Origin of the sequence: Cnuibacter physcomitrellae (genome assembly GCF_014640535.1) — a bacterium.
Lineage (GTDB): Bacteria > Actinomycetota > Actinomycetes > Actinomycetales > Microbacteriaceae > Cnuibacter > Cnuibacter physcomitrellae.
In genome coordinates this window covers 67,940-92,397 of the sequence record NZ_BMHD01000002.1, presented here as the reverse complement: position 1 = coordinate 92,397, position 24,458 = coordinate 67,940, and the positions used below count along the sequence as shown (strand labels likewise).

24 protein-coding genes and 2 tRNA genes are annotated in these 24,458 nt (G+C 70.0%); 14 read left to right on the top strand and 12 right to left on the bottom strand.

Annotated features, from left to right (window positions below; genetic code table 11):
• Window positions 1–85: 85 nt before the first annotated feature.
• From IEX69_RS17300 to IEX69_RS17290, 3 genes are read right to left on the bottom strand one after another with little or no spacing between them, the layout of a single operon-like run.
• Window positions 86–577: a hypothetical protein gene (locus IEX69_RS17300; RefSeq protein WP_085019042.1), complete on the bottom strand. Its 492-nt coding sequence runs from the start codon at window positions 575–577 to the stop codon at window positions 86–88.
• On the bottom strand, window positions 574–1,377 hold the full coding sequence (locus tag IEX69_RS17295; protein WP_085019043.1) for a nitroreductase family protein: 804 nt from the start codon (window positions 1,375–1,377) through the stop codon (window positions 574–576). The genes IEX69_RS17300 and IEX69_RS17295 overlap by 4 nt, the downstream gene beginning before the upstream one ends.
• A gap of 6 nt (window positions 1,378–1,383) precedes the next feature.
• Complete coding sequence (locus IEX69_RS17290; protein WP_229756447.1) at window positions 1,384–1,827, bottom strand: hypothetical protein; 444 nt, start codon at window positions 1,825–1,827, stop codon at window positions 1,384–1,386.
• A 184-nt stretch (window positions 1,828–2,011) separates the two neighbouring features.
• Between IEX69_RS17290 and IEX69_RS17285 the strand changes: the two genes are divergently transcribed.
• On the top strand, window positions 2,012–3,481 hold the full coding sequence (locus tag IEX69_RS17285) for a DUF4190 domain-containing protein (RefSeq protein WP_157127127.1): 1,470 nt from the start codon (window positions 2,012–2,014) through the stop codon (window positions 3,479–3,481).
• A gap of 67 nt (window positions 3,482–3,548) precedes the next feature.
• Here IEX69_RS17285 and IEX69_RS17280 read toward each other — a convergent pair whose 3' ends face one another.
• Complete coding sequence (locus tag IEX69_RS17280) at window positions 3,549–4,004, bottom strand: hypothetical protein (protein ID WP_085019045.1); 456 nt, start codon at window positions 4,002–4,004, stop codon at window positions 3,549–3,551.
• A 64-nt stretch (window positions 4,005–4,068) separates the two neighbouring features.
• A tRNA-Gly gene (locus IEX69_RS17275) sits at window positions 4,069–4,139 on the bottom strand.
• Between the two features lie 135 nt (window positions 4,140–4,274).
• Between IEX69_RS17275 and IEX69_RS17270 the strand changes: the two genes are divergently transcribed.
• The 7 genes from IEX69_RS17270 to IEX69_RS17240 all read left to right on the top strand — a co-directional run bounded on the left by IEX69_RS17270 (window position 4,275) and on the right by IEX69_RS17240 (window position 10,783).
• Window positions 4,275–4,349, top strand: a tRNA-Pro gene (locus IEX69_RS17270).
• Window positions 4,350–4,412: 63 nt separating this feature from the next.
• On the top strand, window positions 4,413–5,771 hold the full coding sequence (gene tig, locus IEX69_RS17265) for a trigger factor (protein ID WP_085019046.1): 1,359 nt from the start codon (window positions 4,413–4,415) through the stop codon (window positions 5,769–5,771).
• Between the two features lie 251 nt (window positions 5,772–6,022).
• Complete coding sequence (locus IEX69_RS17260) at window positions 6,023–6,616, top strand: ATP-dependent Clp protease proteolytic subunit (RefSeq protein WP_085019047.1); 594 nt, start codon at window positions 6,023–6,025, stop codon at window positions 6,614–6,616.
• A gap of 40 nt (window positions 6,617–6,656) precedes the next feature.
• Window positions 6,657–7,343, top strand: a complete 687-nt coding sequence (locus tag IEX69_RS17255) for an ATP-dependent Clp protease proteolytic subunit (protein ID WP_085019048.1) — start codon at window positions 6,657–6,659, stop codon at window positions 7,341–7,343.
• A 163-nt stretch (window positions 7,344–7,506) separates the two neighbouring features.
• A complete protein-coding gene (gene clpX, locus IEX69_RS17250; protein WP_085019049.1) occupies window positions 7,507–8,784 on the top strand; it encodes an ATP-dependent Clp protease ATP-binding subunit ClpX in 1,278 nt (425 codons plus the stop codon).
• Window positions 8,714–9,967: a benzoate/H(+) symporter BenE family transporter gene (locus IEX69_RS17245; RefSeq protein WP_085019050.1), complete on the top strand. Its 1,254-nt coding sequence runs from the start codon at window positions 8,714–8,716 to the stop codon at window positions 9,965–9,967. Before clpX ends, IEX69_RS17245 begins: the two co-directional genes overlap by 71 nt.
• A 9-nt stretch (window positions 9,968–9,976) precedes the next feature.
• Window positions 9,977–10,783, top strand: coding sequence for a methyltransferase domain-containing protein (locus IEX69_RS17240; protein WP_085019051.1), 807 nt, complete (start codon window positions 9,977–9,979; stop codon window positions 10,781–10,783).
• Window positions 10,784–10,898: 115 nt separating this feature from the next.
• On the opposite strand, the gene IEX69_RS17235 is transcribed toward IEX69_RS17240, so the two are convergent.
• The 5 genes from IEX69_RS17235 to IEX69_RS17215 form a co-directional block, all read right to left on the bottom strand.
• Window positions 10,899–11,444, bottom strand: a complete 546-nt coding sequence (locus tag IEX69_RS17235) for a hypothetical protein (protein WP_085019052.1) — start codon at window positions 11,442–11,444, stop codon at window positions 10,899–10,901.
• 57 nt (window positions 11,445–11,501) lie between these two features.
• Window positions 11,502–11,741, bottom strand: a complete 240-nt coding sequence (locus IEX69_RS17230) for a hypothetical protein (protein ID WP_229756446.1) — start codon at window positions 11,739–11,741, stop codon at window positions 11,502–11,504.
• Window positions 11,738–12,226 (bottom strand): GNAT family N-acetyltransferase, encoded by a 489-nt coding sequence (locus IEX69_RS17225; RefSeq protein WP_229756445.1) that lies wholly within the window; start codon window positions 12,224–12,226, stop codon window positions 11,738–11,740. The genes IEX69_RS17230 and IEX69_RS17225 overlap by 4 nt, the downstream gene beginning before the upstream one ends.
• Before the next feature lie 14 nt (window positions 12,227–12,240).
• A complete protein-coding gene (valS, locus tag IEX69_RS17220; protein ID WP_188760977.1) occupies window positions 12,241–14,817 on the bottom strand; it encodes a valine--tRNA ligase in 2,577 nt (858 codons plus the stop codon).
• Window positions 14,818–15,088: 271 nt separating this feature from the next.
• Window positions 15,089–16,924: a phosphoenolpyruvate carboxykinase (GTP) gene (locus IEX69_RS17215; RefSeq protein WP_085019054.1), complete on the bottom strand. Its 1,836-nt coding sequence runs from the start codon at window positions 16,922–16,924 to the stop codon at window positions 15,089–15,091.
• Window positions 16,925–17,033: 109 nt separating this feature from the next.
• On the opposite strand from IEX69_RS17215, the gene IEX69_RS17210 reads away from it, so the two are divergent.
• The gene (locus tag IEX69_RS17210) at window positions 17,034–18,479 is read left to right on the top strand and encodes an XRE family transcriptional regulator (RefSeq protein ID WP_085019055.1); all 1,446 of its coding nucleotides are present in this window, start codon (window positions 17,034–17,036) and stop codon (window positions 18,477–18,479) included.
• A 49-nt stretch (window positions 18,480–18,528) separates the two neighbouring features.
• Here IEX69_RS17210 and IEX69_RS17205 read toward each other — a convergent pair whose 3' ends face one another.
• Window positions 18,529–19,578: an App1 family protein phosphatidate phosphatase gene (locus IEX69_RS17205; RefSeq protein WP_229756444.1), complete on the bottom strand. Its 1,050-nt coding sequence runs from the start codon at window positions 19,576–19,578 to the stop codon at window positions 18,529–18,531.
• A gap of 117 nt (window positions 19,579–19,695) precedes the next feature.
• On the opposite strand from IEX69_RS17205, the gene IEX69_RS17200 reads away from it, so the two are divergent.
• The 5 genes from IEX69_RS17200 to IEX69_RS17180 all read left to right on the top strand — a co-directional run bounded on the left by IEX69_RS17200 (window position 19,696) and on the right by IEX69_RS17180 (window position 23,675).
• Window positions 19,696–20,352 (top strand): TetR/AcrR family transcriptional regulator, encoded by a 657-nt coding sequence (locus tag IEX69_RS17200; protein ID WP_115365105.1) that lies wholly within the window; start codon window positions 19,696–19,698, stop codon window positions 20,350–20,352.
• 134 nt (window positions 20,353–20,486) lie between these two features.
• A complete protein-coding gene (locus IEX69_RS17195) occupies window positions 20,487–21,299 on the top strand; it encodes an ABC transporter ATP-binding protein (protein ID WP_085019058.1) in 813 nt (270 codons plus the stop codon).
• On the top strand, window positions 21,296–21,994 hold the full coding sequence (locus tag IEX69_RS17190) for an ABC transporter permease (RefSeq protein WP_085019059.1): 699 nt from the start codon (window positions 21,296–21,298) through the stop codon (window positions 21,992–21,994). Before IEX69_RS17195 ends, IEX69_RS17190 begins: the two co-directional genes overlap by 4 nt.
• On the top strand, window positions 21,991–22,728 hold the full coding sequence (locus IEX69_RS17185) for an ABC transporter permease (RefSeq protein WP_085019060.1): 738 nt from the start codon (window positions 21,991–21,993) through the stop codon (window positions 22,726–22,728). The genes IEX69_RS17190 and IEX69_RS17185 overlap by 4 nt, the downstream gene beginning before the upstream one ends.
• 5 nt (window positions 22,729–22,733) lie before the next feature.
• Window positions 22,734–23,675, top strand: coding sequence for an ABC transporter substrate-binding protein (locus IEX69_RS17180; protein WP_085019061.1), 942 nt, complete (start codon window positions 22,734–22,736; stop codon window positions 23,673–23,675).
• On the opposite strand, the gene IEX69_RS17175 is transcribed toward IEX69_RS17180, so the two are convergent.
• Window positions 23,668–24,396 carry a DedA family protein gene (locus IEX69_RS17175; protein WP_085019062.1) on the bottom strand — a complete coding sequence of 243 codons (729 nt, stop codon included), beginning with the start codon at window positions 24,394–24,396 and terminating at the stop codon, window positions 23,668–23,670. The genes IEX69_RS17180 and IEX69_RS17175 overlap by 8 nt on opposite strands.
• Window positions 24,397–24,458: the final 62 nt, after the last annotated feature.

Below are 24,458 nucleotides of genomic sequence, written 5' to 3'. Positions count from 1 at the left end.
CCTTCCTTCGCGTAGGAACCACGCTACTCAGCGGAGAATTCCTCGCAAGCAAGCGAAGGCTCGGCTAAACCGTTCTGAGGGGAGGCTATCCTCGGGCCTTCCCGGCCAGCCGCTCCTCCGAGATCCTGCGGAAGTAGGCGTTGGAGTCGGGCAGGTAGAGGAAGACGATCGCGGCGATGGTGACGAGCACCGAGGCGATCGTGGTCCCGGGGGCCGTGGTCACCTGGGTCAGGGCCGAGCCCACGCCGATGACGCCCAGGATGGTCAGGGTGTACTTGGCCCACGTCCGCCCGCGCAGCACGTACACCGCGCACAGCGCGCGGAAGAGGGCCGCCACGATGAGGAGGATGCCGAACCCGATCGCGACGCCGGCCGTGGTCGCTGCCAGGTCGGGGTCGAGACCGGCGGCGAGCGTCGGCCCGAAGACCAGCACGAGCACGCCGTTGATCACCGCGATGAGCGCCTCGGTCAGCCACAGCCAGAACGCGGCCTTCGTCGACCACGGAGCGGCGATGATCGCAGGCTCTCCCGAGAACTCGGTGTCGTCGAAGTCGTCGCTGCGCAGGTGATCGGTCATCGGTCCTCCGGATCGTCCCATCCCTGCTGAGGGGTCTCGCAGGTCTCACGGAAAACATACTGGGAGGCGAGCTTGCGCTCGTGACTGGACCAGTCGATGGCGGGTCGCCGCTGCTCGACGGGCACGTATCCGAGCCGGTAGACGGCCATGAGCTCGAGCTCGGGCGGCACCCGCAGCAGCTCCTCGAGCAGCGCCCACTTGCCCGGCACCTCCATGGGGAACGACACGAACTGGATCCCCATCCCGAGCTCGACCGTCGTCAGCCAGACGTTCTCCATCGCCGCGCCCATGCTGAACACCGAGTAGAACGACGACAGCTCGCCCGGTCGGTACTCGCTGCGGTCGAGCATCACACCCAGGAGCAGCGGGGACCCGGCGACCAGCTTCCGGTTCTCCTCGCCGAGGGTCTGCGGCACGCGGAAGGTGTTCATCATCTTCTGGCCGCGGGGTGTGAACACCTGCTTCGTGAAGGGCTTCAGCGCGGCGGGGAGGCGGTCGAAGAGCATCCCGCTCCGCTTCTCGCGCATCTCCTCGGCGCTGAACCGGAAGTACGGCTTGTAGCGCTCGAAGAAGGTGCCGTTCGACATCGCCTCCGTCATGCTCGATCCGCTGATCTCGGCGACCCGCTCGATGGTGTCGCGGTTCTCCACGATCACGAACCGCCAGGGCTGGCTGTTGAGCTGGGACGGCGCTCGGCCGGCGACCTCCATCAGGAGGCGCTGATGCTCCGGGCGGACGGGGTCCGGCAGGAACGGGCCGTTGGTGGTCTTGCGGCGCCTGACGACGTCGAGGAAATCCATGCGGTGCTACCTCTTCCTCTTGTTCTCGATGTTCCCGTTCTCCCTCTCCCGGAGGGACGCGAGGAGCGCGCCGAGGAAGAAGGGCGCCGCGCTCAGCGCGATGCGCACGTGTCCGCGGGTGCGAGCGCTCACCGTCGGGATCGCGACGAGCGGGATCGCGGCCGGGAGCAGTGCCCAGCCGGCCCGGCTGCGACTCCAGACCAGCGAGCTCGCCGCGGCCGCCGCGAGCGTGCTCGTGCAGATGTACAGCGCGTGGTGCACCCAGTGCGCGCGGCCCGTGTGCACTCGGCCCGTGGCGACGGCGGTGCCCAGGGCGCAGTTCGCGGCGTAGCTCACCGTGGCGGCGATGAAGAGCGGATGCGCGCGGGCGCGGGTCTGCCGTCGCCGCGTCCGCGCGAGGGCCTCTCGCGGGATTCGGTGCTGACGCTCCTGGTGACGTTCCCGGTGCACGTGCCTCACCCTACGGGGTCCGGGCGGGTTCGCCCTGGGGGATGGACTCGCCCCCGGAAGGGTGGCATCGGCTCGACGCGAGTGCCAGACTCGGAGAGTGACGAATCCACAGGAACCCACGCCACCCCGCCGATCGGAGGAGGGTAGCACCCCCTCGGGAGACGCGGTGCCGCCGGTCCCGCCGATGCCCGACGGCATCGGGTCGGCGCCCGCGGCTCCGGCGCCCGAACTGCCGCCGTATCCGGGTGCCCCGGCGCCGTCCGGGCCAGTCGAGCCGTCCGAGCCGTCCGAGCCAGCCGAGCCGTCCGAGCCGGAAACGGGGCCGGAGGCCAGCGGTAAGGCCGAGCCGAGTGCCGCTGAGGATCCGACGCCCGCCGACGTGCCGGTGTCCGAGCCGCCCGTCTCCGAGCCGGCTGGCCGTGAGGACGCCCCCGAGGACGCCCCCGAGGACGCGATCGTGGTCGAGGATGTCGTCGCCGACAGCGACCCGGTCGCGCGTGACGAGGCGGTGACCGAGCGGATCACCGCGGAGGAGGCCGGCACCGACCCCGCGCCGCCGACAGCGCCGACCGCACCCTCCTTCTCGACGCCCCCGCCCACCACGCCGTACTCGAGCACTCCGGGCTCGGTCCCGCCCGCTCCGCCCGCGGTCGGCTACGGTTCGTCCGTGCCGGGGTCCGCGCCCACTCCTCCTCCTGCACCCGTTCCGCCCACCGCACCGGTGCCTCCGTCGGGTGGCTTCGGCTCGACGCCGCCCGGTGGCCCGGGTTACGGGTCGACGCCGCCCGGTGGCCCGGGTTACGGGTCGACGCCGCCCGGCGCTCCGCCGAGCTACGGGCAGCCGGTGAACGCCGGCGGGTACGGCGGGCAACCGCCTGCACCCTACGGTGCGCCGCCGGTGCCGCCAGGGGGCAGGTTCAACGGCTTCGGGCTCGCTGCGATGATCGTCGGCATCTTCGGGTTCCTGCTGGCGTTCGTGCCGTTCGCGGGCTGGGGAGGCGTGTTCTTCGGCGTGATCGGACTGATCCTGGGCATCGTCGGCCTGATCGTGAAGAACGTCCGCAGGACGATGGCCCTCATCGGGACGATCGTCTCCGGAGTGGCGATCATCGCCGCGATCGTGATGCAGGTGATCTACGTCAACGTGCTCGTCGTGGCGCCGATCAACGACGCGTTCGACGACTTCGACAACTACACCGTCACCCCGGCGCCGCTGCCGACCGATGAGGACGACCCGTTCACCTCGACGCCCGACCCCATCCCGTCCGACGACGTGATCACGGCCAAGTTCGGTCAGCAGGTCGAGTACGACGACGGGGTGACGATGACGGTCTCGACGCCGGCTCCGCTGACCCCGTCCGCTTCGACCGTCGGAGCGGACCAGGCCGCGAACATCGTCGTGACCATCACCATCACGAACGGCAGCAGCACCGAGCTCACCCCGTTCGTGCTGTCGACCGTCACCTCCAAGGGGACCGACGCGTCGCTGATCGCCGACCCCAGCCAGGACCTCGAGGTCCTCCCGCCGACCGACCCGATCGCGCCCGGCGCCTCCGTGACCTTCAAGGAGGCCTGGTCCGTCGCGGATCCGACCGACATCACCTACGACACCAGTCCCGGCTTCTCCTACCAGTCGACGGTCTTCACCTTCTGACCGGCGACAGCTGACCCGGAGACACCGAAGGGGGCGACCGCATCGCGCGGCCGCCCCCTTCGTGCGATCAGGACACAGGCGTCGGTGGCACCGCGCCGGCGCGCCGACGCCAGAGCCCGGCGTAGCCGAACAGCAGGGCGGCTCCGGCGGCGAAGGTCGTGACGATCAGGGTGTTCGTGTGCCCGTCGCGGGCCTGGTCGCAGGCGAGGTCGACGCGGAGCGACTCGATGTCGTTCTTGATGACCTGCGTGTTGAACGTCTCCATGGCCGGGTCGGAGCGGACCTCCTGGCCCCGGTGAACGGTGGGAGAGTCGAACCGCGAGGGCCCTGCGTTCGCGCACGTCGCCGTGGAGTACCCGCCGTCCGCGGAACCGGACTCGACCTCCACGGTGGGGGTGTGGAACCAGACGGCGACCACGACCGCGAAGGCGGCGACGACGAGGACCAGGTAGGCAGGGCGCTTCCAGCGTCCGCGGGGAGCGGGGCCAGAGGTCGGGCCTGCTGTCGGGCTCGGAGTGGTCATCGATCGTGATCCCTTCGACGCTTCTACTGAAAGTGGAACTACGGTCTCGGGATCAACACTAGGGAGGGGATGACGGGAATCGAACCCGCGTAATCAGTTTGGAAGACTGAGGCTCTACCATTGAGCTACATCCCCGTGCGGGCATACGCCCGGGCACCAGAACATCGTAGTACACGGCGTGGCATGCCGTAGACTTGCGGAGGCCATTTCGCCGGAGCACGTCGCAGTTCGTGAACCGGAGCGGGTCACCGGCCCGCTCATCCGGGCGACCGGGGCGTAGCTCAGCTTGGCTAGAGCGCCCGCTTTGGGAGCGGGAGGTCGCAGGTTCGAATCCTGTCGCCCCGACACGTTCACCACATCAGGCCCGTGGGCACCGCAGGCCGCCGGAAGATCCAGGAGACACCAATCGTGAAGAGCACGATCGAGAAGCTGAGCCCGACCCGGGTGAAGATCGCCATCTCGGTGACGCCCGAGGAGCTGAAGCCCAGCATCGACCACGCGTACGAGCACATCGGCGCGCAGATCCAGGTGCCCGGCTTCCGCAAGGGCAAGGTGCCGCCGCCCGTCATCAACCAGCGTGTCGGCAAGGAGGCCGTGCTCGAGCACGCCGTCAACGACGGCATCGACACGTTCTACCGCCAGGCCGTCTCCGAGAACGAGCTCCGCCCGCTCGGCCGTCCGCAGGCCGACATCGTCGAGTGGCCGAAGGCCGCCGACTTCTCCGGCGACCTCGAGCTCGCGATCGAGGTCGACGTGCGTCCCGAGATCGACCTCCCCGACTACGAGGGCCTCGCCGTCGAGGTCGAGCCGGTCGACGTGTCCGACGAGGACGTCGACGCCGAGCTCGAGCGCCTCCGCACCCGCTTCGGCACCCTCGTCACGGTCGACCGCCCGGCCAAGACCGGCGACTTCGCCCAGATCGACCTCGTCGCCACCGTCGACGACGTCGAGGTCGACACCGCCTCCAACATCTCCTACGAGATCGGCTCCGGCGAGCTCCTCGAGGGCATCGACGAGGCCCTCGACACCCTGACCGCGGGCGAGAGCACCACGTTCACCGCGCCCCTGCTCGGGGGCGAGTACGCCGGCCGCGACGCCGAGGTCAGCGTGACCCTCAACGCCGTCAAGGAGCGCGAGCTGCCGGAGGCGGACGACGACTTCGCGCAGATCGCGAGCGAGTTCGACACCCTCGACGAGCTGAAGACCAGCCTCAAGGAGCAGGTCGCGAGCCAGAAGGCCTTCGGCCAGGCGTCGGAGGCACGCACCAGGATCGTCGAGACCCTGCTCGAGCAGGTCGACGTGCCCGTGCCGCCGGCCCTCATCGAGGACGAGGTGCACCGTCACCTCGAGAGCGAGAACCGCCTCGAGGACGACACGCACCGCGCCGAGGTCACCGAGTCGAGCGAGAAGACCTTCCGCACGCAGATCCTGCTCGACGCGGTCGTCGACCGCGAGGAGGTCAAGGTCAGCCAGGACGAGCTTACCCAGTACCTCGTGCAGTCCTCCGCCCAGTACGGCATGGACCCGAACGAGTTCGTGAAGCTCCTCTCCGAGTCGAACCAGATCCCCGCCATGGTGGCCGAGGTCGCCCGCAACAAGGCGCTCGCGATCGTGCTCGACAAGGCGAAGGTCACCGACACCAACGGCAAGGCCGTCGACCTGTCCGAGTTCACGCAGCTGGCCCGCGAGACGGGTGGCGAGAACCTGCTCGACGCCGACGACGACCACGAGGGTCACGACCACGACCACGAGGGCCACTCGCACTGACGCCCTGCGCGCCCCGCGCATCCGGAGGGCCGTCCCGCACACCGCGGGGCGGCCCTCCGTCGTTCCCGCCCCGCCCCGCCCACCCCGGCTTTGTCCACCTTTCCGTCGCGTTTCGCCCGATTCGCGACGGAAAGGTGGACAAAGCCCGGGGAGGTGCGGGCGCACACGCTCTGCCGACGGCGAACAGGGGCCCGGGGAGGGGGCGGGCCCAGTAGATTCAGAGCACTGAAAGTGAATGGGAGCGACTACACATGGCCGATCAGGCTTTCCCCGTCAGCGTCTTCGACCGACTGCTCAAGGACCGCATCATCTGGCTCGGCTCCGAGGTGCGTGACGACAACGCGAACGAGATCTGCGCGAAGATCCTGCTGCTCGCTGCCGAGGACCCGAAGCGCGACATCTACCTCTACATCAACTCGCCCGGCGGCTCGATCACGGCCGGCATGGCGATCTACGACACCATGAAGTTCGTGCCGAACGACATCGTCACCGTCGGCATCGGCATGGCCGCCTCGATGGGGCAGTTCCTGCTCACGAGCGGCACCAAGGGCAAGCGCTACATCACCCCGAATGCGCGCGTCCTGCTCCACCAGCCGCACGGCGGCTTCGGCGGCACCGCGTCCGACATCCAGACGCAGGCACAGCTCATCCTCAGCATGAAGCAGCGCCTCGCCGAGATCACCGCGGCTCAGACGGGCAAGTCCGTCGAGCAGGTCAACGCCGACGGCGACCGCGACCGCTGGTTCAGCGCGCAGGAGGCCCTGGAGTACGGATTCGTCGACCACGTGCGCGAGTTCGCGACGGATGTCGTGGGCGGCGGCGGCACCGACGAGCCCCAGTCCTGACCCGCACCCGAACGACACGACCTCAGAAGAGAGAACTGCAATGGAGACCCCCACCTTCCGTTCCGCGGGCGACGCAGGCCAGGCGGCGGCTGCCGCCGGCATGATGCCGTCGAGCCGCTACATCCTCCCGAGCTTCGAGGAGCGCACCGCCTACGGCTTCAAGCGCCAGGACCCCTACGCCAAGCTGTTCGAGGACCGCATCATCTTCCTCGGCGTGCAGATCGACGACGCCTCGGCCGACGACATCATGGCCCAGCTGCTGGTGCTCGAGTCGCAGGATCCCGACCGCGACATCGAGATGTACATCAACTCTCCCGGTGGCTCGTTCACCGCGATGACCGCGATCTACGACACGATGCAGTACGTGCGTCCGCAGATCCAGACGGTGTGCCTCGGCCAGGCGGCCTCCGCCGCCGCGGTGCTCCTCGCCGCCGGCACCCCCGGCAAGCGCCTCGCCCTGCCGAACGCCCGCATCCTCATCCACCAGCCGGCCGTGGGCCAGGCCGGTCAGGGACAGGCGTCCGACATCGAGATCCAGGCCCGCGAGATCCTGCGCATGCGCACGTGGCTCGAGACCACCCTCTCGACCCACTCGAACCGCACCATCGACCAGGTCAACAAGGACATCGACCGCGACAAGATCCTGTCGGCCGACGAGGCGCTGGAGTACGGCCTCATCGACCAGGTGCTCGCGAGCCGGAAGAACGTCCCGGCCCTGGTCGGCTGACCAGACCCGCCGTCCGCTGGCGCACACGCCGAAGGGCGCATCCAGGAGTCCGCTCCGGGATGCGCCCTTCGGCGCGAATGCGGGCGAATAGAGCGTGGATGCCCGTGACCGTCCGGGGTTCGGGTTAGGCTTCATGGAACCGCAAGCGTGAGGAGGCCGTGCGATGGCACGCATTGGTGAGAGCGCCGACCTGCTGAAGTGCTCTTTCTGCGGCAAGAGCCAGAAGCAGGTGCAGCAGCTCATCGCTGGCCCCGGCGTGTACATCTGCGACGAGTGCGTCGAGCTGTGCAACGAGATCATCGAGGAGCGGCTCTCCGAGGCGGGCGAGGAGGCGGCGAGCGAGTTCGAGCTGCCGAAGCCCAAGGAGATCTACCAGTTCCTCGAGGAGTACGTGATCGGGCAGGACGCCGCGAAGCGCGCGCTCTCGGTCGCGGTCTACAACCACTACAAGCGCACCCGGGCGCGCAGCGCGATCGTCTCGGCCGAGGCCAAGGCCGACGAGGTCGAGATCGCGAAGAGCAACATCCTCCTCATCGGCCCGACCGGCTGCGGCAAGACCTACCTGGCGCAGACGCTCGCGAAGCGCCTGAACGTCCCGTTCGCCGTCGCCGACGCCACCGCCCTCACCGAGGCGGGCTACGTGGGGGAGGACGTCGAGAACATCCTCCTCAAGCTGATCCAGGCCGCCGACTACGACGTCAAGCGCGCCGAGACCGGCATCATCTACATCGACGAGGTCGACAAGATCGCCCGCAAGGCGGAGAACCCGTCGATCACGCGCGACGTGTCGGGCGAGGGCGTGCAGCAGGCGCTGCTGAAGATCCTCGAGGGCACCGTGGCGAGCGTCCCGCCGCAGGGCGGGCGGAAGCATCCGCACCAGGAGTTCATCCAGATCGACACGACGAACGTGCTGTTCATCGTGGCGGGCGCCTTCGCGGGGCTCGAGGAGATCATCTCCCAGCGGGCGGGCAAGCGCGGCATCGGCTTCAACGCGCCGCTGCACTCCAAGCGGGAGGACGTCAACCTCTTCAGCGAGGTGCTCCCGGAAGACCTCCACAAGTTCGGGCTCATCCCCGAGTTCATCGGGCGCCTCCCCGTCGTCACCACGGTGACGCCGCTCGACCAGGAGGCGCTGATGGAGATCCTCACCACTCCGCGCAACGCGCTCGTGCGTCAGTACCAGCGCATGTTCGAGCTCGACGGCGTGCAGCTCGAGTTCGAGCAGGAGGCGCTCGAGGCGATCGCCGACCTCGCCGTCCTCCGGCAGACGGGCGCCCGCGGTCTCCGCGCGATCATGGAGGAGGTGCTCGGCCCCATCATGTTCGAGGTGCCGTCCACCGACGAGGTCGCGCGTGTGATCGTCACGAAGGATGCCGTGGTCGCGAACGCGGCGCCGACGATCGTCCCGCGGACCGCGCGCCGCGAAGAGAAGTCGGCGTAACCTGCTCCAGCCCATCGCGGCCGGGCTCGTCTCGGTCATCACCGGGTTCGCGTCGTCGTTCGTCCTGGTCATCGCGGGGCTCCAGGCCGTCGGCGCGACGCCGGAACAGGCATCGAGCGGGCTCCTCGTCCTGAGCGTGCTCACGGGGCTGTGCTGCATCGGGCTGGCCTGGCGGTTCCGCATCCCGATCTCGTTCGCCTGGTCGACACCCGGTGCCGCGCTGCTCGTGGCCGCCTCGGCCACCACCGGCGACTTCCGGGCGGCCGTGGGCGCTTTCCTCGTGTGCGGCCTGCTGATCGTGCTGTGCGGGCTCTGGCCGGCCCTCGGTCGGGCCATCACGAGCATCCCGAGGCCGCTCGCCGGGGCGATGCTCGCCGGCATCCTCTTCCCCATCTGCGTCGCGCCGATCACGGCCGCCGTCCAGGTGCCGTGGCTCGCGCTGCCCGTCATCGGCGTCTGGCTGGTGCTGTTCCGGCTGGCGCCCCGGTGGGCCGTGCCTGCTGCGATGCTCACCGCCGTGATCGCCATCCTCGTCAGCGCCGGGACGGGCTGGCTCGACCAGGCGCACGTGGCCCCGTCGCTGCAGTTCGTCCTCCCATCCTTCGACCCGCTGGTCATCGTGGGTCTCGGGCTGCCGCTGTTCATCGTCACCATGGCCGGCCAGAACGTGCCGGGCTTCGCCGTCATGTCGACCTTCGGCTACACCGTGCCGCCTCGTGCGGCGCTCGTCACCTCGGGTGCGGCGACCGCGGTCGGGTCGTTCTTCGGTGGCCATGCGCTCAACCTCGCCGCGATCACGGCGGCCATCATGGCCGGCCCGGATGCGCATCCCGACCGCTCGAAGCGCTGGATCGCGTCGTTCACGGCGGGCATCGGATGGGTGGTGCTGGGTCTCGGTGCGGGCGTCGCCACCGCGCTCATCGGCGCCGCCCCACCGGTGCTGATCACCGCCGTCGCAGGTCTCGCGCTGCTGGGCGCACTCGTGACCGCGGTGGGCAACGCGCTGGAGGAGCCGGGGCAGCGCATCCCCGCCATCGCCACGTTCCTGGTGACCGCCTCCGGCGTCTCGATCCTGGGGATCGGGTCCGCGTTCTGGGGACTGGTCGTCGGCGCCCTCATCATGCTGTGGGCCGCCTTCCCCTGGAGGCGCCGCCGCGCGACCGAGGAGCCCGCGAAGCCGTAGTCTGAGGCCATGGCAGCCCACGAGCAGTACACCCACGGCCATCACGAGAGCGTCCTGCGCTCCCACACCTGGCGCACCGCCGAGAACTCGGCGGCGTACCTCCTCCCGCACCTCTCGGCGGGGATGAGCCTGCTCGACGTGGGCGCGGGTCCGGGCACGATCACCGTCGACCTCGCCCGACGTCTCGCGCCCGGGAGGGTCGTCGGCCTCGACGCCGCCGAGGAGATCGTCGACCAGGCGAACGCGCTCGCCCGCGATCAAGGCGTCGACACCGTCGAGTTCGTCACCGGTGACGCCTACCATCTCCCGTTCGACGACGACACCTTCGACGTCGTGCACGCGCATCAGGTCCTGCAGCACCTCGCCGATCCGGTCGACGCCCTCCGCGAGTTCCGCCGTGTCGTCAAGCCGGGTGGGATCGTCGCGGCCCGCGACGTCGACTACGGCGCGACGGTGTTCTCGCCCGAGCTCCCGGGCCTCGTCGCCTGGCTCGACCTGTACCACGAGGTCGCGCGCTCCAACGCGGGCGACCCGGACGCGGGCCGCAGCCTGAAGGCCTGGGCTCTCGCCGCGGGGTTCGACGACGTGCAGACGACCGCGTCGACGTGGTGCTTCGCCTCGGACGCCGAGCGGGACTGGTGGGGCACCTCCTGGGCGGATCGGGTGATCGAGAGCGCGTTCGGCGCTCGGGCCCTGGAGATCGGCGCTGCGACGCGCTTCGAGCTGGAGGCGATCCGGTCGGCGTGGCTGGAGTGGGTGGACGCCCCGTCCGGGGTGTTCGCGTTCCCCCACTTCGAGATCATCGCCCGGGGCTGACCGGGGAGACCCCGCGGGTTGTGCCCGCCGAGCGCGCCGTCGTCCCTTCCAGGGCGACGAGCGCGCGCTCAGCGGGCGCAACCCGCGAAAGCCACCGCGACCATGCCGTGCGCACTCAGTGCAGGGCGTCGGTGACCGAGACCTCGGGGGCGTCGGCGCTGCCCGTGATCGTGCAGACCTTGATCCCGTCGCGAGGACCCTCCTCGTGCTCGCGCACGACGGGGATGACGACCGTCCAGGTGCCCTCAGCCGAGGAGTCGGCCTCGCTCTCCTCGAATGAGGCGAGACTGGTCGTCGGCGCGGGCGGCAGCTCGCCCTGCGGAGTGACGACCGCGGAGTCCCAGGGGTCCGCACCCGCGACGCAGAGGTCGTAGGCGGCCTGCGCGTCGAGCACCGGGTCGGCGACCGGTGCGACAGGCGGCGGTGCGGTCGCGGCGGGCGACGGCGTGTCCGACGAGGGTGCGGGCGCCGCGGCCGTCGACACCACGGGGGAGGGCGCCGCAGCCTCAGCGGGGGCGCTGTGACCGCCCCTCGAGAGCGTGACCGCCGCGAGGGCGATCACGGTGATGGCGAGGATGCCGCTCCCCACCGCCAGGGCCGGGAGGACCCGGCCGCCACGGTCCGCTCGGAGCTCGCGAGAGGGTCGGATGTCGTCGTTCATACCCAGGAGTGTCCGCGGGGCGCGGATGGGTTCCCTCTCCGGCCCGAACCGCCGCGACTACTCGCCCGGAGTGACGATTGCCTCGTCGGCGGCGGGGTCGTACTCGATCACGGTGTCGTCGTCGAGTTCGACGACGGGCCGGCCCTCGAGCCAGGTGAGCGTCCACTTCCAGTCGGCGACGTCGACGCCCTGCTCGGAGAGCTCGGCCTCCACCTCGAGCACAGCGTCTGTGACCGCCTGCGGCAGCGACGAGGGCGCCTCGTCGCCGACCGACCACCGGGTGCCGAGCTGGATCACGCGAGCTCCTTGTCGTAGGTGACCCACGTCGTCTTCTGAGCGACCTTGTCGTAGAGGCGCTGCGCGGTCTCGTTGTCGTCGGCGGTGATCCAGCGCACGATGCTCGCGCGGCGGCTCTTGCCGATCTCGGCGACGGCGTCGATCAGCTGCGTGCCGACGCCCTTCCCGCGGTGAGCGGGGGAGACGAAGAGGTCGTCGAGGTAGATGCCCTTCGACCCGGCGAGCGGGCGCAGGAACGTGCGGTGGTGGGCGAACCCGACGAGCGCGCCCTCCTCGTCGACCGCGACGAGGGCGTCGAGCTCCGCGGCCGGGTCGATGATCCAGCTCCACACGAGGACCGCGGTCTCGTCGGAGAGCGGGGTCTCGTAGAAGTCCGCGTAGTCGGCGAACAGGGCGTACCAGGCGAAGAACTCGCTCTGTTCGACCGGCCTGATCGTGATGGGCATCGTCGCCTCCGTGGGGGTGATCGCTGTAGGTGTGCTCATGGTGCGCGTCGGGCTCACTGAGCGGGTGCGAGAACTATATCGCCGACCGAGAGTTCCTCACCGGAGCGGTAGTCGAGCGTCGCGATCCGGCCCACCGACTTCAGGTCGGCCTCCACCAGCCGGAGCGCGGCGAGGTCGGCCTCCGACCCGGTCAGCACGGCACTCAGCACCGGCGCCTTCTGCGAGACCTTCGCCGCCGTCTTGGCGCCGCGGATGCCGGTGAGCGCCCGGCCGGCCAGCTCCAGCAGGCCGGAGTGGGCATCCGAGGCGCTCTCGGACGGGACCGGCCAGGATGCGGTGTGCACGGAGCCGTCGTGCGTCCAGGACCAGACCTCCTCGGTCGCGAAGGGGAGCACGGGGGCGAACAGGCGCAGCAGCACGTCGATCGCCTCGCGCAGGGCGAGCACGGCCGACGCCTTCCCCTCGGGCGCCGACTCCGCGGAGTAGGCGCGCTCCTTCACGAGCTCGAGGTAGTCGTCGCAGAAGGTCCAGAAGAACGTCTCGACCGTCTCGAGCGCTCGCGCGTGGTCGTACGACTCCAGCGCCTCGGTGGCGACGCGCACGACACGGTCGAGCTCGGCGAGCATCGAGAGGTCGATCGGCTCCGTCACCCGGTCGAAGCCCTCGGGCGCCTCGAACCCGTAGACGAACTTGGCGGCGTTGAGGATCTTGATGGCGAGGCGGCGACCGATCTTGATCTGCGTCGGGTTGCGCTCGTCGAACGCGGCGTCGGTGCCCAGGCGCGAGGAGGCGGACCAGTAGCGCACCGCATCCGACCCGTGGGCCGCGAGGATGTCGGCCGGGGTCACCACGTTGCCCTTCGACTTCGACATCTTCTTGCGGTCGGGGTCGACGATGAAGCCGGAGATGGCCGTGTTCGTCCAGGGCTTGCCGCCCTCTTCCAGCGCGGCGCGGAGCACCGTCGAGAACAGCCAGGTGCGGATGATGTCCTGGCCCTGCGGACGCAGGTCGAACGGGAACACCGCCTGGAACAGCTCGGGGTCGCGCTCCCAGCCCCCCGCGAGCTGCGGGGTGAGGGAGGAGGTGGCCCAGGTGTCCATGACGTCGACCTCGCCCTGGAAGCCGCCGGGCACGCCGCGCTGCGACTCGTCGTAGCCAGGCGCAGGGTCGCTCGAGGGATCGACGGGCAGGATGTCCTCCGGCGCGATGATGGGCTCGTCGAACACCGGGTTGCCGTCGGCGTCGAGCGGGTACCAGACCGGCAGCGGCACTCCGAAGAAGCGCTGCCGTGACACCAGCCAGTCGCCGGTCAGTCCGCCGACCCAGTTCTCGTAGCGCACGCGCATGAAGTCGGGGTGCCAGTCGAGCTCGCGGCCGAGCTCGACGAGCTTCGCGCGGAGCGCCTCGTCGCGGGCGCCGTTCGTGATGTACCACTGACGGGTCGAGACGATCTCGAGCGGACGGTCGCCCTTCTCGAAGAACTTCACCGGGTGGGTGATGGGCTTCGGGTCGCCGATCAGCTCACCGGACTCCTTGAGCAGCTCGACGATCGCCTGCTTGGCCGAGAACACGGTCTTGCCGGCGAGCTGGGCGTAGGCCTCGCGGCCCGCCTCGGTGTCGATCGCCGCGGGCGGCTCGCTCACGATGCGGCCGTCGAAGCCGATGATCGCGCGGTTGGGCAGGTCGAGGTCGCGCCACCAGGTCACGTCGGTGATGTCGCCGAACGTGCAGATCATGGCGATGCCCGAGCCCTTGTCGGCCTGCGCCAGATGGTGGGCCACCACGGGGACCTCCACGCCGAACACGGGCGTGGTCACGGTGGTGCCGAAGAGGGGCTGGTAGCGCTCGTCGTCGGGATGCGCGACCACGGCCACGCAGGCGGGCAGCAGCTCGGGACGGGTGGTCTCGATGTAGAGCGGCTCACCGTCGGCGCGGTGGAACTCGAGGCGGTGGTAGGCGCCCGGCTGCTCCTTGTCCTCCAGCTCCGCCTGGGCGACGGCGGTGCGGAACGTCACGTCCCACAGGGTGGGCGCCATCGCCTGGTACGCCTCGCCGCGGGCGACGTTGCGGACGAACGCGAGCTGGCTGGTGCGGAGCGAGTCGTCTCCGATGGTGCGGTAGGTCTGCGACCAGTCGACCGAGAGGCCGAGCTCGCGGAAGAGCGCCTCGAACTGCTTCTCGTCCTCCACGGTGAGGCGCTCGCACAGCTCGATGAAGTTGCGGCGGGAGATGGGCTTCTGGTCGGCCGCCTTGGAGCTCTTGTTGTCGCCGCCCTCGAACGGCGGCACGAAGTCGGGCTCGTAGGGGAGCGACGGGTCGCAGCGCACGCCGTAGTAGTTCTGCACGCGGCGCTCGGTGGGCAGGCCGTTGTCGTCCCAGCCCATCGGGTAGAAGACGCGCTTGCCGCGCATCCGGTGGAACCGGGCGACGATGTCGGTGTGCGTGAACGAGAACACGTGCCCGATGTGGAGCGACCCGGATGCGGTGGGCGGGGGAGTGTCGATCGAGTACACGCAGTCGCGGGTGGCGCCCTCACGGTCGAAGAGGTACGTGCCCTGGGACGACCAGACGCCGTCCCACTTGGACTCCAGTCCTTCCAGAGCGGGCTTCTCGGGCACGGTGGCGGGCATGGGTCCTCCTGCGATGTAGACGGCACCGCGTCGGGGGTGCCTCACTGTGTGATCGCTCAAGGATACCGTGCGCGGGCACGCGGCCGACAGGGTACTGCCCCGCGAGGGCCAGGTGGTGTTCGGACCTCGCGGGGCAGGGCAGGGGTGGGGTCGCCCGCAGCTGCCACTGCGGGCGACCCGGCTCGCACGGTGCCTCTCCCGTGCGAGGGTCTGGTCCTCTCCCGTAGGAGGGCCTGGACCGCAGGGGCGGCGGCGCCCAGGCCGACTCAGCTCAGCGCAGGCTGGCCTTCAGGCTCGAGAGCTCGCGGCGGAGGCGGGCGGGGATGCGGTCGCCGCCGATCTCGTCGAAGTAGGACTCGATCTCGGCGGCCTCGCGCGACCAGGCGGCGCGGTCGACGGACAGGAGCGACTGGAGGTCCTCGTACGCGACGTCGAGGCCGTCGACGTCGATGTCGCGGACGAGCGGCAGCCCGCCGATGGGAGCGTCGACCACGTCGACCGCGCCCTCGAGGCGGCGCACGATCCACTCGATGACGCGCGAGTTCTCACCGAACCCGGGCCAGAGGAAGCGCCCGTCGTCGCCGCGGCGGAACCAGTTGACCTGGAAGACGGCCGGCGCGTTCTCGCCGAGCTCCTCGCCCACCTCGAGCCAGTGCGCGAAGTAGTCGGCGATGTCGTATCCGCAGAACGGGAGCATCGCGAAGGGGTCGTGCCGCAGGCGGCCCACGGCGCCCTCCTGGGCGGCGGTGGTCTCGGAGGCCATGGTCGCGCCCATGTACACGCCGTGGCCCCAGTCCCGCGCCTGCGTCACGAGCGGCACCGTCGAGGGTCGGCGGCCGCCGAACAGGATGGCGTCGATGACGACCCCGTCGGGCGAGTCCCACTCGGAGGCGATGGTCGGGCACTGGTCGGCCGCGACGGTGAAGCGCGAGTTCGGATGCGCGGCGGGCGTCGACGAGGCCGGGGTCCAGTCCTCGCCGCGCCAGTCGACGAGGTGCGCGGGCGGAGTGGGGGTGAGCCCCTCCCACCAGACGTCGCCGTCGTCGCGGAGTGCCACGTTCGTGAAGATCGTGTTGCCCCACATCGTGTCGACCGCGGCGGGGTTGGTCGCGATCCCGGTCCCGGGGGCGACGCCGAAGAAGCCCCGCTCGGGGTTGATCGCGCGCAGCCGGCCGTCCGGCCCGGGCCGCATCCAGGCGATGTCGTCGCCGATCGTCTCGACCCGCCAGCCCGGGATGGTGGGCATGAGCATCGCGAGGTTCGTCTTGCCGCACGCCGAGGGAAAGGCGGCGGCGAGGTGGTAGACCCGGCCCTCGGGGCTCGTCACCTTGATGATGAGCATGTGCTCCGCGAGCCAGCCCTCGTCGCGCGCCATGACCGAGGCGATGCGGAGGGCGAAGCACTTCTTCCCGAGCAGGGCGTTGCCGCCGTAGCCGGACCCGTAGGACCAGATCTCCCGGGTCTCGGGGAAGTGGGAGATGTACTTCACCGGGTTGTTCGGCCACGGGACCTCGTCGCGGCGGGTGCCGTCGGCGTCGACGAGCGGGTAGCCGACGGAATGCAGCGCGGGGACCCACTCCGTGTCGGGACCGATGAGGTCGAGCGCCTCGGTGCCCATCCGGGTCATGAGCTGCATGCTCACGACGACGTAGGGCGAGTCGGTGATCTGCACGCCCAGCTGCGAGATCGCACCCCCGAGCGGGCCCATGGAGAAGGGGACGACGTACATCGTGCGTCCGCGCATGCTGCCGGCGAAGAGCGTCGTCAGCTCCTCCCGCATGCCGAACGGGTCGCGCCAGTTGTTCGTCGGGCCCGCGTCCTCGCGGCTCTCCGAGCAGATGAAGGTGCGGTCCTCGACGCGGGCGACGTCGTCGGGGTCGCTCCGCGCGAGGAAGCTGTGCGGGCGCCACTCGGGGTTGAGGCGGATGAGGGTGCCGTTCGACACCATCTCCTTGGTCAGGTCGTCCCACTCCCGAGCCGATCCATCGCACCAGACGATGCGGTCGGGCTTCGTGAGGGCGGCGACGTCGGCGACCCAGTTGTTGACGGCGGCGTTGCGGCTCGGCCCGCCCTCGAGGGCGGTGGGTGCTGTCTCCAGGATGCTCATGGGGTAGATCCTTCGAAAGTGTGAGGTGTGTCTTCCACTATTCGGCCTCGAGCGGCTATCTTCGAGAGAATTCGTCGTCAAGAACGGGCGATCTTTACAAAGGAGCAAGATGCCTGGCACCGACCTCATCACCCTCGGGAGGCGCATCCGACACCACCGGCGCGAGCGCGGGCTGACGCTCGACCAGCTCGGCGCCAAGGTGGGCGTCGTGGGCAGCCAGCTGTCGCTGATCGAGAACGGACGGCGCGAGCCGAAGCTGTCGCTGCTGCAGGCGCTCTCGGTGGAGCTCGACGTGCCGATGCCCGATCTGCTGCGGGACGAGGCCCCGGATGAGCGCACGGCGCTCGAGATCGAGCTGGCGAAGGCGCAGGCGGGGCCCCTCTACTCGGCGCTGGGCCTGCCGGTCGTGCCGGCGAGCCGGTCGTTGCCGATGGAGACGCTCCAGTCGCTCGTCGGTCTGCACCGCGAGCTCGACCGGCGGGCGCGTCAGTCGATCGCGACGCCGGAGGAGGCCCGTCGCGCGAACACCGAGAACAAGGCCGGGATGCGCGAACGGGCCAACTACCTCCCGGATCTCGAGCAGGCCGCCCAGGACGCCCTGGCCAGCGTGGGGCACACCACCGGTGCGCTCACGCACCGCAGCGTCTCGCTGCTCGCGGAGAGGCTCGGCTTCACCCTCGTGTACGTCGACGACCTCCCGCACTCGGCGCGCTCGGTCACCGATCTCCACAACGGCCGGATCTACCTGCCGCCGGCGTCGATCCCCGGCGGCCACGGACTCCGGTCGATGGCGTTGCAGGCGATGGGACACCGCATCCTCGGGCACACCCCGCCGGAGAGCTACGCGGAGTTCCTCCAGCAGCGGCTCGAGATCAACTACTTCGCCGCGGCGTGCCTCATGCCGCTCGAGCAGTCGGTCCGCTTCCTGCAGGCGGCGAAGCAGCGCAAGGACCTCTCGGTGGAGGACTTCCGCGACGCGTTCGGCGTCACGCACGAGGCGGCCGCGCTGCGCATGACGAACCTCGCGACCAGCCACCTCGACATGCGGGTGCACTTCCTCCGGGTGGGAGAGGACGGCGCCGTCTACAAGGCGTACGAGAACGACGGACTCCCGCTGCCCACCGACGTGACGGGAGCGGTCGAGGGGCAGCAGGTGTGCGACAAGTGGGCGGCACGGGGCGCGCTCGCCCGGACCAACCGGACGACGGAGTTCTACCAGTACACCGACACCCCGGTCGGCACGTTCTGGTGCGCGACCCAGACCGGGTCGATGAGCGACCAGGGCGAGTTCTCGATCACGTTCGGGGTCCCCTTCGCCGACGCCAAGTGGTTCCGCGGACGCGACACGCAGCAGCGCCGCGTCTCGACCTGCCCGGACGAGTCGTGCTGTCGGCGGCCGAGCTCGGAGCTGGCCGAGCGCTGGTCGACGGCCGCCTGGCCGAGCGCGAAGCTGCACGCCCACATCCTGTCGCCGCTGCCCTCGGGCAAGTTCCCCGGAGTCGCCGAGAACGAGGTGTACCAGTTCCTCGAGCGCCACGCCGGCACGTTGAGCTGAGCGAGGACGGGCGCCGTGGCGCCGATCCTGTCGGAGCGGGGGGCGTGCGTCAGGGCGTGCGGATGAGGCCCGCGCGGCCGAGCTGCTCCGCCAGGCCTGCGCCGTCCGGGGCCGACACCCACGGGATCTCGGCGGGCCCGGTGTCGGGCGTGTTCGCGCGACCGCCGGCGAGCACCGCCTCGGCGGGGGAGAGGCGCCGGATGGCCACCGCGGCGACGTTCTCCGGGTGCTCGCGGGCGAACCCGGCGTAGATCTCCTCGTCGTGCTGCCCGTCGTCGCCGACGAGCAGCCAGCGGATGTCGGGGAACTCCGCCGCCAGACGGCGGAGGTTCTGCTCCTTGTGCTCCCGGCCGTTGCGGAAGAACCGGTCGTGCGTGGGACCCCAGTCGGTGAGCAGCAGGGGACCCTGGGGGTACAGGTTGCGCCCGAGGAAGCGGTTGAGCGTCGGGGCCACGTTCCAGGCGCCGGTCGAGAGGTAGATCACCGGCGCGCCGGGGTGCTGCTGGACGAAGTGATCGAGGAAGACCGCCATGCCGGGCGTCGGCGTCCGGGCGTGGACGTCCAGCACGAACGTGTTCCAGAAGGCGAGGAAGGGACGGGGGAGCGCCGTCACCATGACGGTGTCGTCGATGTCGCAGACGACGCCGAACCGCGCATCCGGCGGGACGACGTAGACCGGGGCGTCGACGGGCTCCGAGTGCTCGGTCCGGAGGGTGATCGTGTTCCAGCCCGGTTCGAGCGCCACGTCGACCCCGACGTCGACGACGCCTCCACGGTCGGCCCGGACGACGTGCTCCGACCCGCCCGCGGTGACCACCACGTCGACGTCGCCGACGGGCACGCTCGTGAAGCTCCGCCAGCCGCGCACCCGCTCCTCGCGTCGCAGCATGAGGCGGGCGTCCCTGGATCCCGGGCGGGGCGTCTTGGTCAGCAGCACGCGGCAGAGCACGCGGATGCGCGTGGTCGTGCCGAAACCCGTGTACGGGATGACCGTGGGGAGCTGCCCGCGACGGCGGGCGAACCGCTCGCGCACGTCGTGCACCAGGTCGTCGAGCCGGGCCCAGCCCTGCAGAGGGGTCGGAGTCGCCGGGATGCCCACGACTCCACTCTGCCATGATCGACCCGGGATGTTCCGATGAGGATTCGTCGTGAGGTGTATTCCGGCGCATCGACGATCGCTAGAATCGGGGAGGGGTCACGGGAAGGAATGGGCTACGTGTCTTTCAACGAGCTGATCGAGGGCGCTCTCACGGTCTCCGAACGCGTGCGCAACGAGCCCGTCCAGGCCCGGAGCAGCGAGCGGATCTCCGCCCTCCTCGACGCGGCGTCCGCGGTGGTGTCGGAGGTGGGCATCGAGCGTCTCACGACCGCCATGGTGGCGGACCGAGCCGGAGCGTCGATCGGGACCGTCTACCGGTACTTCCCCGACCGCATCGCCGTCCTCGCCGCGATGAGCCTCCGGGGATACGAGCGCTTCGTCCGCACCGCGGTCGACAACCTCGAGCAGTCGGCGCCCGAGACCTGGCAGGACGCGGTCGATCGCGTCATCGACGCCTCCGTCCATCTGCACCGGACCGAGCCCGGCTACACCTCGCTGCGCTTGAGCGACCAGGTCGCGCTGCCCGACGTCGACGGCGTCTCGATGATCACCGCGCGGTTCGCAGCGCCGTTCGCGAAGGTGCTCGTCTCGGAGTACTCGCTCACCGACGACGGTTCGCTCGCCGACCGCCTCGACACCGCCCTCACCGCCGTGGACGCCCTGCTCGTGCGTGCCTTCCTGCGCGACCGCGCGGGAGACGAGCGGGCGATCGAGGCCGCCCGGGCGGTCGCCCGGAGCGTGCTCGCCGCCGAGGACTCCCCGCTCGTCGCCTGAGGCCGAGCGGTCCCCGTCCGCACGGTCGCGGGCGGATGTGACGCCCGGTGTCGACCCGCTTGGCGTCTGGAGCGAACCGTGTTTGGCTTGCCGCGTGGGTTGTGTCCGACGGCCCCGGCGACGATAGGGCCGACATGATCGAGTTCCGCTCGGTGACCAAGACGTATCCCGATGGCACGCGGGCCGTGGCCACGTTCGACCTCGTCATCCCACCCCGGGAGACGACCGTCTTCGTGGGATCGTCGGGCTGCGGGAAGACGACGCTGCTCCGGATGATCAACCGCATGATCGACCCGACGTCGGGCAGCATCCTGATCGACGGCGAGGACACGGCGTCGCTCGAGCCGGTGCGACTCCGGAGGCGCATCGGGTACGTGATGCAGAATTCGGGCCTGCTCCCGCATCGCAAGGTGATCGACAACGTCGCGACCGTGCCGGTCCTGAACGGCGTCCCCAAGGCCGAGGCCCGGGCCCGGGCGCTCGAGCTGCTCGACACGGTGGGCCTGGACCGATCCCTCGCCTCGAAGTACCCGCGCCAGCTCTCGGGCGGTCAGCAGCAGCGTGTGGGCGTGGCCCGCGGGCTGGCCGCCGACCCCAACATCCTGCTCATGGACGAGCCCTTCGGAGCGGTCGACCCCATCGTGCGGACCGAGCTCCAGGACGAGACCATCCGGCTCCAGCGGGAGCTCGGCAAGACGGTCGTCTTCGTCACGCACGACATCGACGAGGCGTTCCGGCTGGGTCACCAGATCGTGATCCTCCAGCGCGGGGGCCACATCGCGCAGAAGGGCTCTCCGAAGGAGATCCTCGCGAACCCGGCGAACGACTTCGTCGCCGAGTTCGTGGGCGCCGACCGCGGCAAGCGCGCGCTCCACCTCGAGTCCATCGACGGGCACGAGGTGGTGGTCTCCGCGGACGGGACTCCGGCGGGAGTGCTCCAGCGGTGAACTGGGTCTTCTCGAACGTCGAGCTCATCCTGAGCCTCACGGCCACGCACGCGGTGCTCAGCGCGATCCCGATCGTCCTGAGCTTCGTGTTCTCGGTGCCGCTGGGCTGGCTCGCCAACCGGTTCCGGCTCACCAGGGGAGTCCTCCTCACCGTGGGCGGACTGCTGTACACGATCCCGTCGCTGCCGCTGTTCATCTTCCTCCCGGCGCTGACCGGCACGCAGATCACCGATCCGATCAACGTGGAGATCGGCCTCACGATCTACGGTGTCGCGCTCCTGCTGCGCACCACCGCCGACGGGCTCCGCGGCATCGATCCCGACATTCTGCAGTCCGCGAGCGCCATGGGGTACTCGGGTGCGCAGCGCTTCTTCCGGGTGGAGTTCCCCCTCGCCGGTCCCGTCCTGCTCTCCGGCCTCCGTGTGGTCTCGGTGAGCACCGTGAGCCTGCTCACCATCGGCTCCGCGGTCGGGGTCACGAGCCTCGGCTACCTCTTCATCAACGGCTTCCAGCGCAACATCCCCGCCGAGGTGCTCACCGGCATCGTCATGGTCCTGGTCATCGCCCTTGTCTTCGACGGCATCCTCGTGCTGCTCGGGCGCCTCCTCATGCCGTGGACGCGGCGCGACCGCATCGCCAAGGCGCGGTCGCGCCGTCAGGCGACGGCGCTGACGGCGGAGGGGGCGAGCGCATGAGCCTCTTCGGCGACGCGATCGGGTGGCTCCTCGACCCGGCGAACTGGCAGGGCCCGCAGGGCATCGGCGCGCGGCTGATCGAGCAGCTCGCCTACACGTTCGGCGCCGTGCTGATCGCGCTGGTCATCGCGCTCCCGCTCGGCATCCTCATCGGTCACACCGGCAAGGGCCGGGACGTCGCGGTCGCCCTGTCCGGCGGCCTGCGGGCCCTGCCGAGCCTGGGCCTGCTCATCCTCATCGCCCTCGGGCTCGGGATCGGGTTCCGGGCGCCGCTCATCACGTTCGTCATCCTCGCCATCCCGCCGGTGCTGGCGGGCACCTACGCCGGCATCGAGGCCGTCGACCGCAAGACGGTGGATGCGGCGCGCGCGATGGGCATGACCGAGTGGCAGATCATCACCAGGGTCGAGCTGCCGCTCGGGCTGCCGCTCCTCATCGGCGGCATCCGCTCGGGCGTGCTGCAGGTGGTCGCCACGGCGACGCTGGCGGCGTACGTGACAGGAGGGGCGCTCGGCTCCTTCATCTACCTCGGCTACTCCACCCGCAACTACACGATCATGCTCGGCGCCTCGATCCTCGTGACGCTGCTGGCGATCGTGCTCGAGCTGCTGCTCTCGCTGGTGCAGAGGCTCGTGGTGCCCCGAGGCGTTGTCGCCGGTACCGCGGAGAATGTCCGGGAGAGGCCGACCCGGCTTCGCCCGGTGATGGGAACCCCCATCCAGGAAGGGAAATGAATCACATGTTCACAGCAAGGAAGAAGGGCCGGCTCGCCGTCATCGGCGCGGTCGCGGTCAGCGCAGCAGTGGCGCTGGCAGGGTGTTCGTCGAGCAGCAGTCCGCTCGACGCAGGGTCGACATCCGGCGCGTCGACCTCGGGCTCCGACACGATCGTGATCGGCTCGCAGGCCTACTACTCGAACGAGATCATCGCCGAGATCTACGCCCAGGCCCTCGAGGCCCAGGGCGTCTCCGTGCAGCGCCAGTTCAACATCGGCCAGCGCGAGGCGTACATCCCGTCCCTCGAGGACGGCAGCGTCACCCTGTTCCCGGAGTACACCGGCAACCTGCTGCAGTACTTCGACTCCAGCGCCACGGCCACCTCCCCGGAGGACGTCTACACGGCTCTCCAGGGCGCCCTGCCGCAGGGCCTGGAGGCCCTCGACTACGCCGAGGCGACCGACCAGGACTCCTACAACGTGACGAAGGAGTGGTCGGAGCAGAACGGCGTCACGAGCCTCGAGGACCTCTCGAAGGTCACCACGCCGCTGACGGTGGGGGCGAACTCCGAGTTCCAGACCCGTCCCTACGGCCCCGACGGGCTCAAGAGCGCCTACGGCGTCACGGTGACCGTCACCCCGATCGAGGACTCGGGCGGCCCGCTCACGGTCAAGGCCCTGAAGGACGGCCAGGTCCAGCTGGCCGACATCTACAGCGCCGACCCGAACATCGCCACGAACGACCTGGTGACGCTGAAGGACCCGAAGGGTCTCATCCTGGCCCAGAACGTGGTGCCGATCATCAACTCGGCCGCCGTGACCGACCAGGTCAAGGAGGTCATCAACAAGGTCAGCGCCGCGCTCACCGTCGACGACCTCATCGCGCTCAACTCCAAGAGCGTGAACGACCAGGAGTCGACCGACAAGATCGCGTCCGACTGGCTGACCGAGAAGGGGCTCAAGTAGCCGCGGGACCGCTCCCGGAACCCTCGACGCCCCGTCGTCCCGCCGCCCCATCCTGGGCGGCGGACGGCGGGGCGTCGTCCTGCGCCGCGGTCATGTGGCGCCGCTCGGCGCGCTGGATCAGCTTCTTGACCACCACGACCAGCACCGCGAAGAGCACGATCACGCCCACGAAGGCGTACCCGGCCCAGTGCAGCTCGCTGGAGAGCTCCCGGTAGCCGCCCGCGGCGAACGTGCCCACGCTGACATAGGCGAGCGCCCAGAGGACGCAGGCCGGGACGGTCCACGCCATGAAACGGCGGTAGCGCATCCCGCTCATGCCGACCGTGAGCGGGATGAGGGAGTGCAGCACGGGGATGAACCGCGAGAGGAAGATGGCCAGTCCGCCTCGCCGCGCGAGGTAGGTCTCGGCGCGCGCCCAGTTCTTCTCGCCGATGCGCCTGCCCACCCGGCTCGCCCGGATGCGGGGCCCCACCCAGCGGCCGAGGAAGAAGCCGAACGACTCGCCGCAGAGAGCGCCGATGATGACGACGACGACCATCGACGTGTATTCAAGTGGGTTCGAGACCGCCGTGCTCGCCACCAGGACCACCGTGTCACCCGGGACGATCAGGCCGATCAGGATGCTGGTCTCGAGGGCGATCGCGATTCCGGCGAAAAGCACTCTGAACAGGGGATCTATGCTCGAGATGAAATCGAGCAGTGTGCTCAGCAGCTCGTTCATGGCTGTATTCCACAGGGCATTCGCCCACCGTACAGTGCACAGCAGAGGAAACGCTGAACCGA

Excerpts from the sequence above, each read along its gene's own strand:
- IEX69_RS17300 (WP_085019042.1), bottom strand. The coding sequence starts at position 577 with ATGACCGATCACCTGCGCAGCGACGACTTCGACGACACCGAGTTCTCG.
- IEX69_RS17295 (WP_085019043.1), bottom strand. The coding sequence starts at position 1,377 with ATGGATTTCCTCGACGTCGTCAGGCGCCGCAAGACCACCAACGGCCCG.
- IEX69_RS17285 (WP_157127127.1), top strand. The coding sequence starts at position 2,012 with ATGCCCGACGGCATCGGGTCGGCGCCCGCGGCTCCGGCGCCCGAACTG.
- IEX69_RS17280 (WP_085019045.1), bottom strand. The coding sequence starts at position 4,004 with ATGACCACTCCGAGCCCGACAGCAGGCCCGACCTCTGGCCCCGCTCCC.
- IEX69_RS17260 (WP_085019047.1), top strand. The coding sequence starts at position 6,023 with ATGGCCGATCAGGCTTTCCCCGTCAGCGTCTTCGACCGACTGCTCAAG.
- IEX69_RS17255 (WP_085019048.1), top strand. The coding sequence starts at position 6,657 with ATGGAGACCCCCACCTTCCGTTCCGCGGGCGACGCAGGCCAGGCGGCG.
- clpX (WP_085019049.1), top strand. The coding sequence starts at position 7,507 with ATGGCACGCATTGGTGAGAGCGCCGACCTGCTGAAGTGCTCTTTCTGC.
- IEX69_RS17245 (WP_085019050.1), top strand. The coding sequence starts at position 8,714 with ATGCCGTGGTCGCGAACGCGGCGCCGACGATCGTCCCGCGGACCGCGC.
- IEX69_RS17240 (WP_085019051.1), top strand. The coding sequence starts at position 9,977 with ATGGCAGCCCACGAGCAGTACACCCACGGCCATCACGAGAGCGTCCTG.
- IEX69_RS17235 (WP_085019052.1), bottom strand. The coding sequence starts at position 11,444 with ATGAACGACGACATCCGACCCTCTCGCGAGCTCCGAGCGGACCGTGGC.
- IEX69_RS17225 (WP_229756445.1), bottom strand. The coding sequence starts at position 12,226 with ATGAGCACACCTACAGCGATCACCCCCACGGAGGCGACGATGCCCATC.
- valS (WP_188760977.1), bottom strand. The coding sequence starts at position 14,817 with ATGCCCGCCACCGTGCCCGAGAAGCCCGCTCTGGAAGGACTGGAGTCC.
- IEX69_RS17215 (WP_085019054.1), bottom strand. The coding sequence starts at position 16,924 with ATGAGCATCCTGGAGACAGCACCCACCGCCCTCGAGGGCGGGCCGAGC.
- IEX69_RS17210 (WP_085019055.1), top strand. The coding sequence starts at position 17,034 with ATGCCTGGCACCGACCTCATCACCCTCGGGAGGCGCATCCGACACCAC.
- IEX69_RS17195 (WP_085019058.1), top strand. The coding sequence starts at position 20,487 with ATGATCGAGTTCCGCTCGGTGACCAAGACGTATCCCGATGGCACGCGG.
- IEX69_RS17185 (WP_085019060.1), top strand. The coding sequence starts at position 21,991 with ATGAGCCTCTTCGGCGACGCGATCGGGTGGCTCCTCGACCCGGCGAAC.
- IEX69_RS17180 (WP_085019061.1), top strand. The coding sequence starts at position 22,734 with ATGTTCACAGCAAGGAAGAAGGGCCGGCTCGCCGTCATCGGCGCGGTC.
- IEX69_RS17175 (WP_085019062.1), bottom strand. The coding sequence starts at position 24,396 with ATGAACGAGCTGCTGAGCACACTGCTCGATTTCATCTCGAGCATAGAT.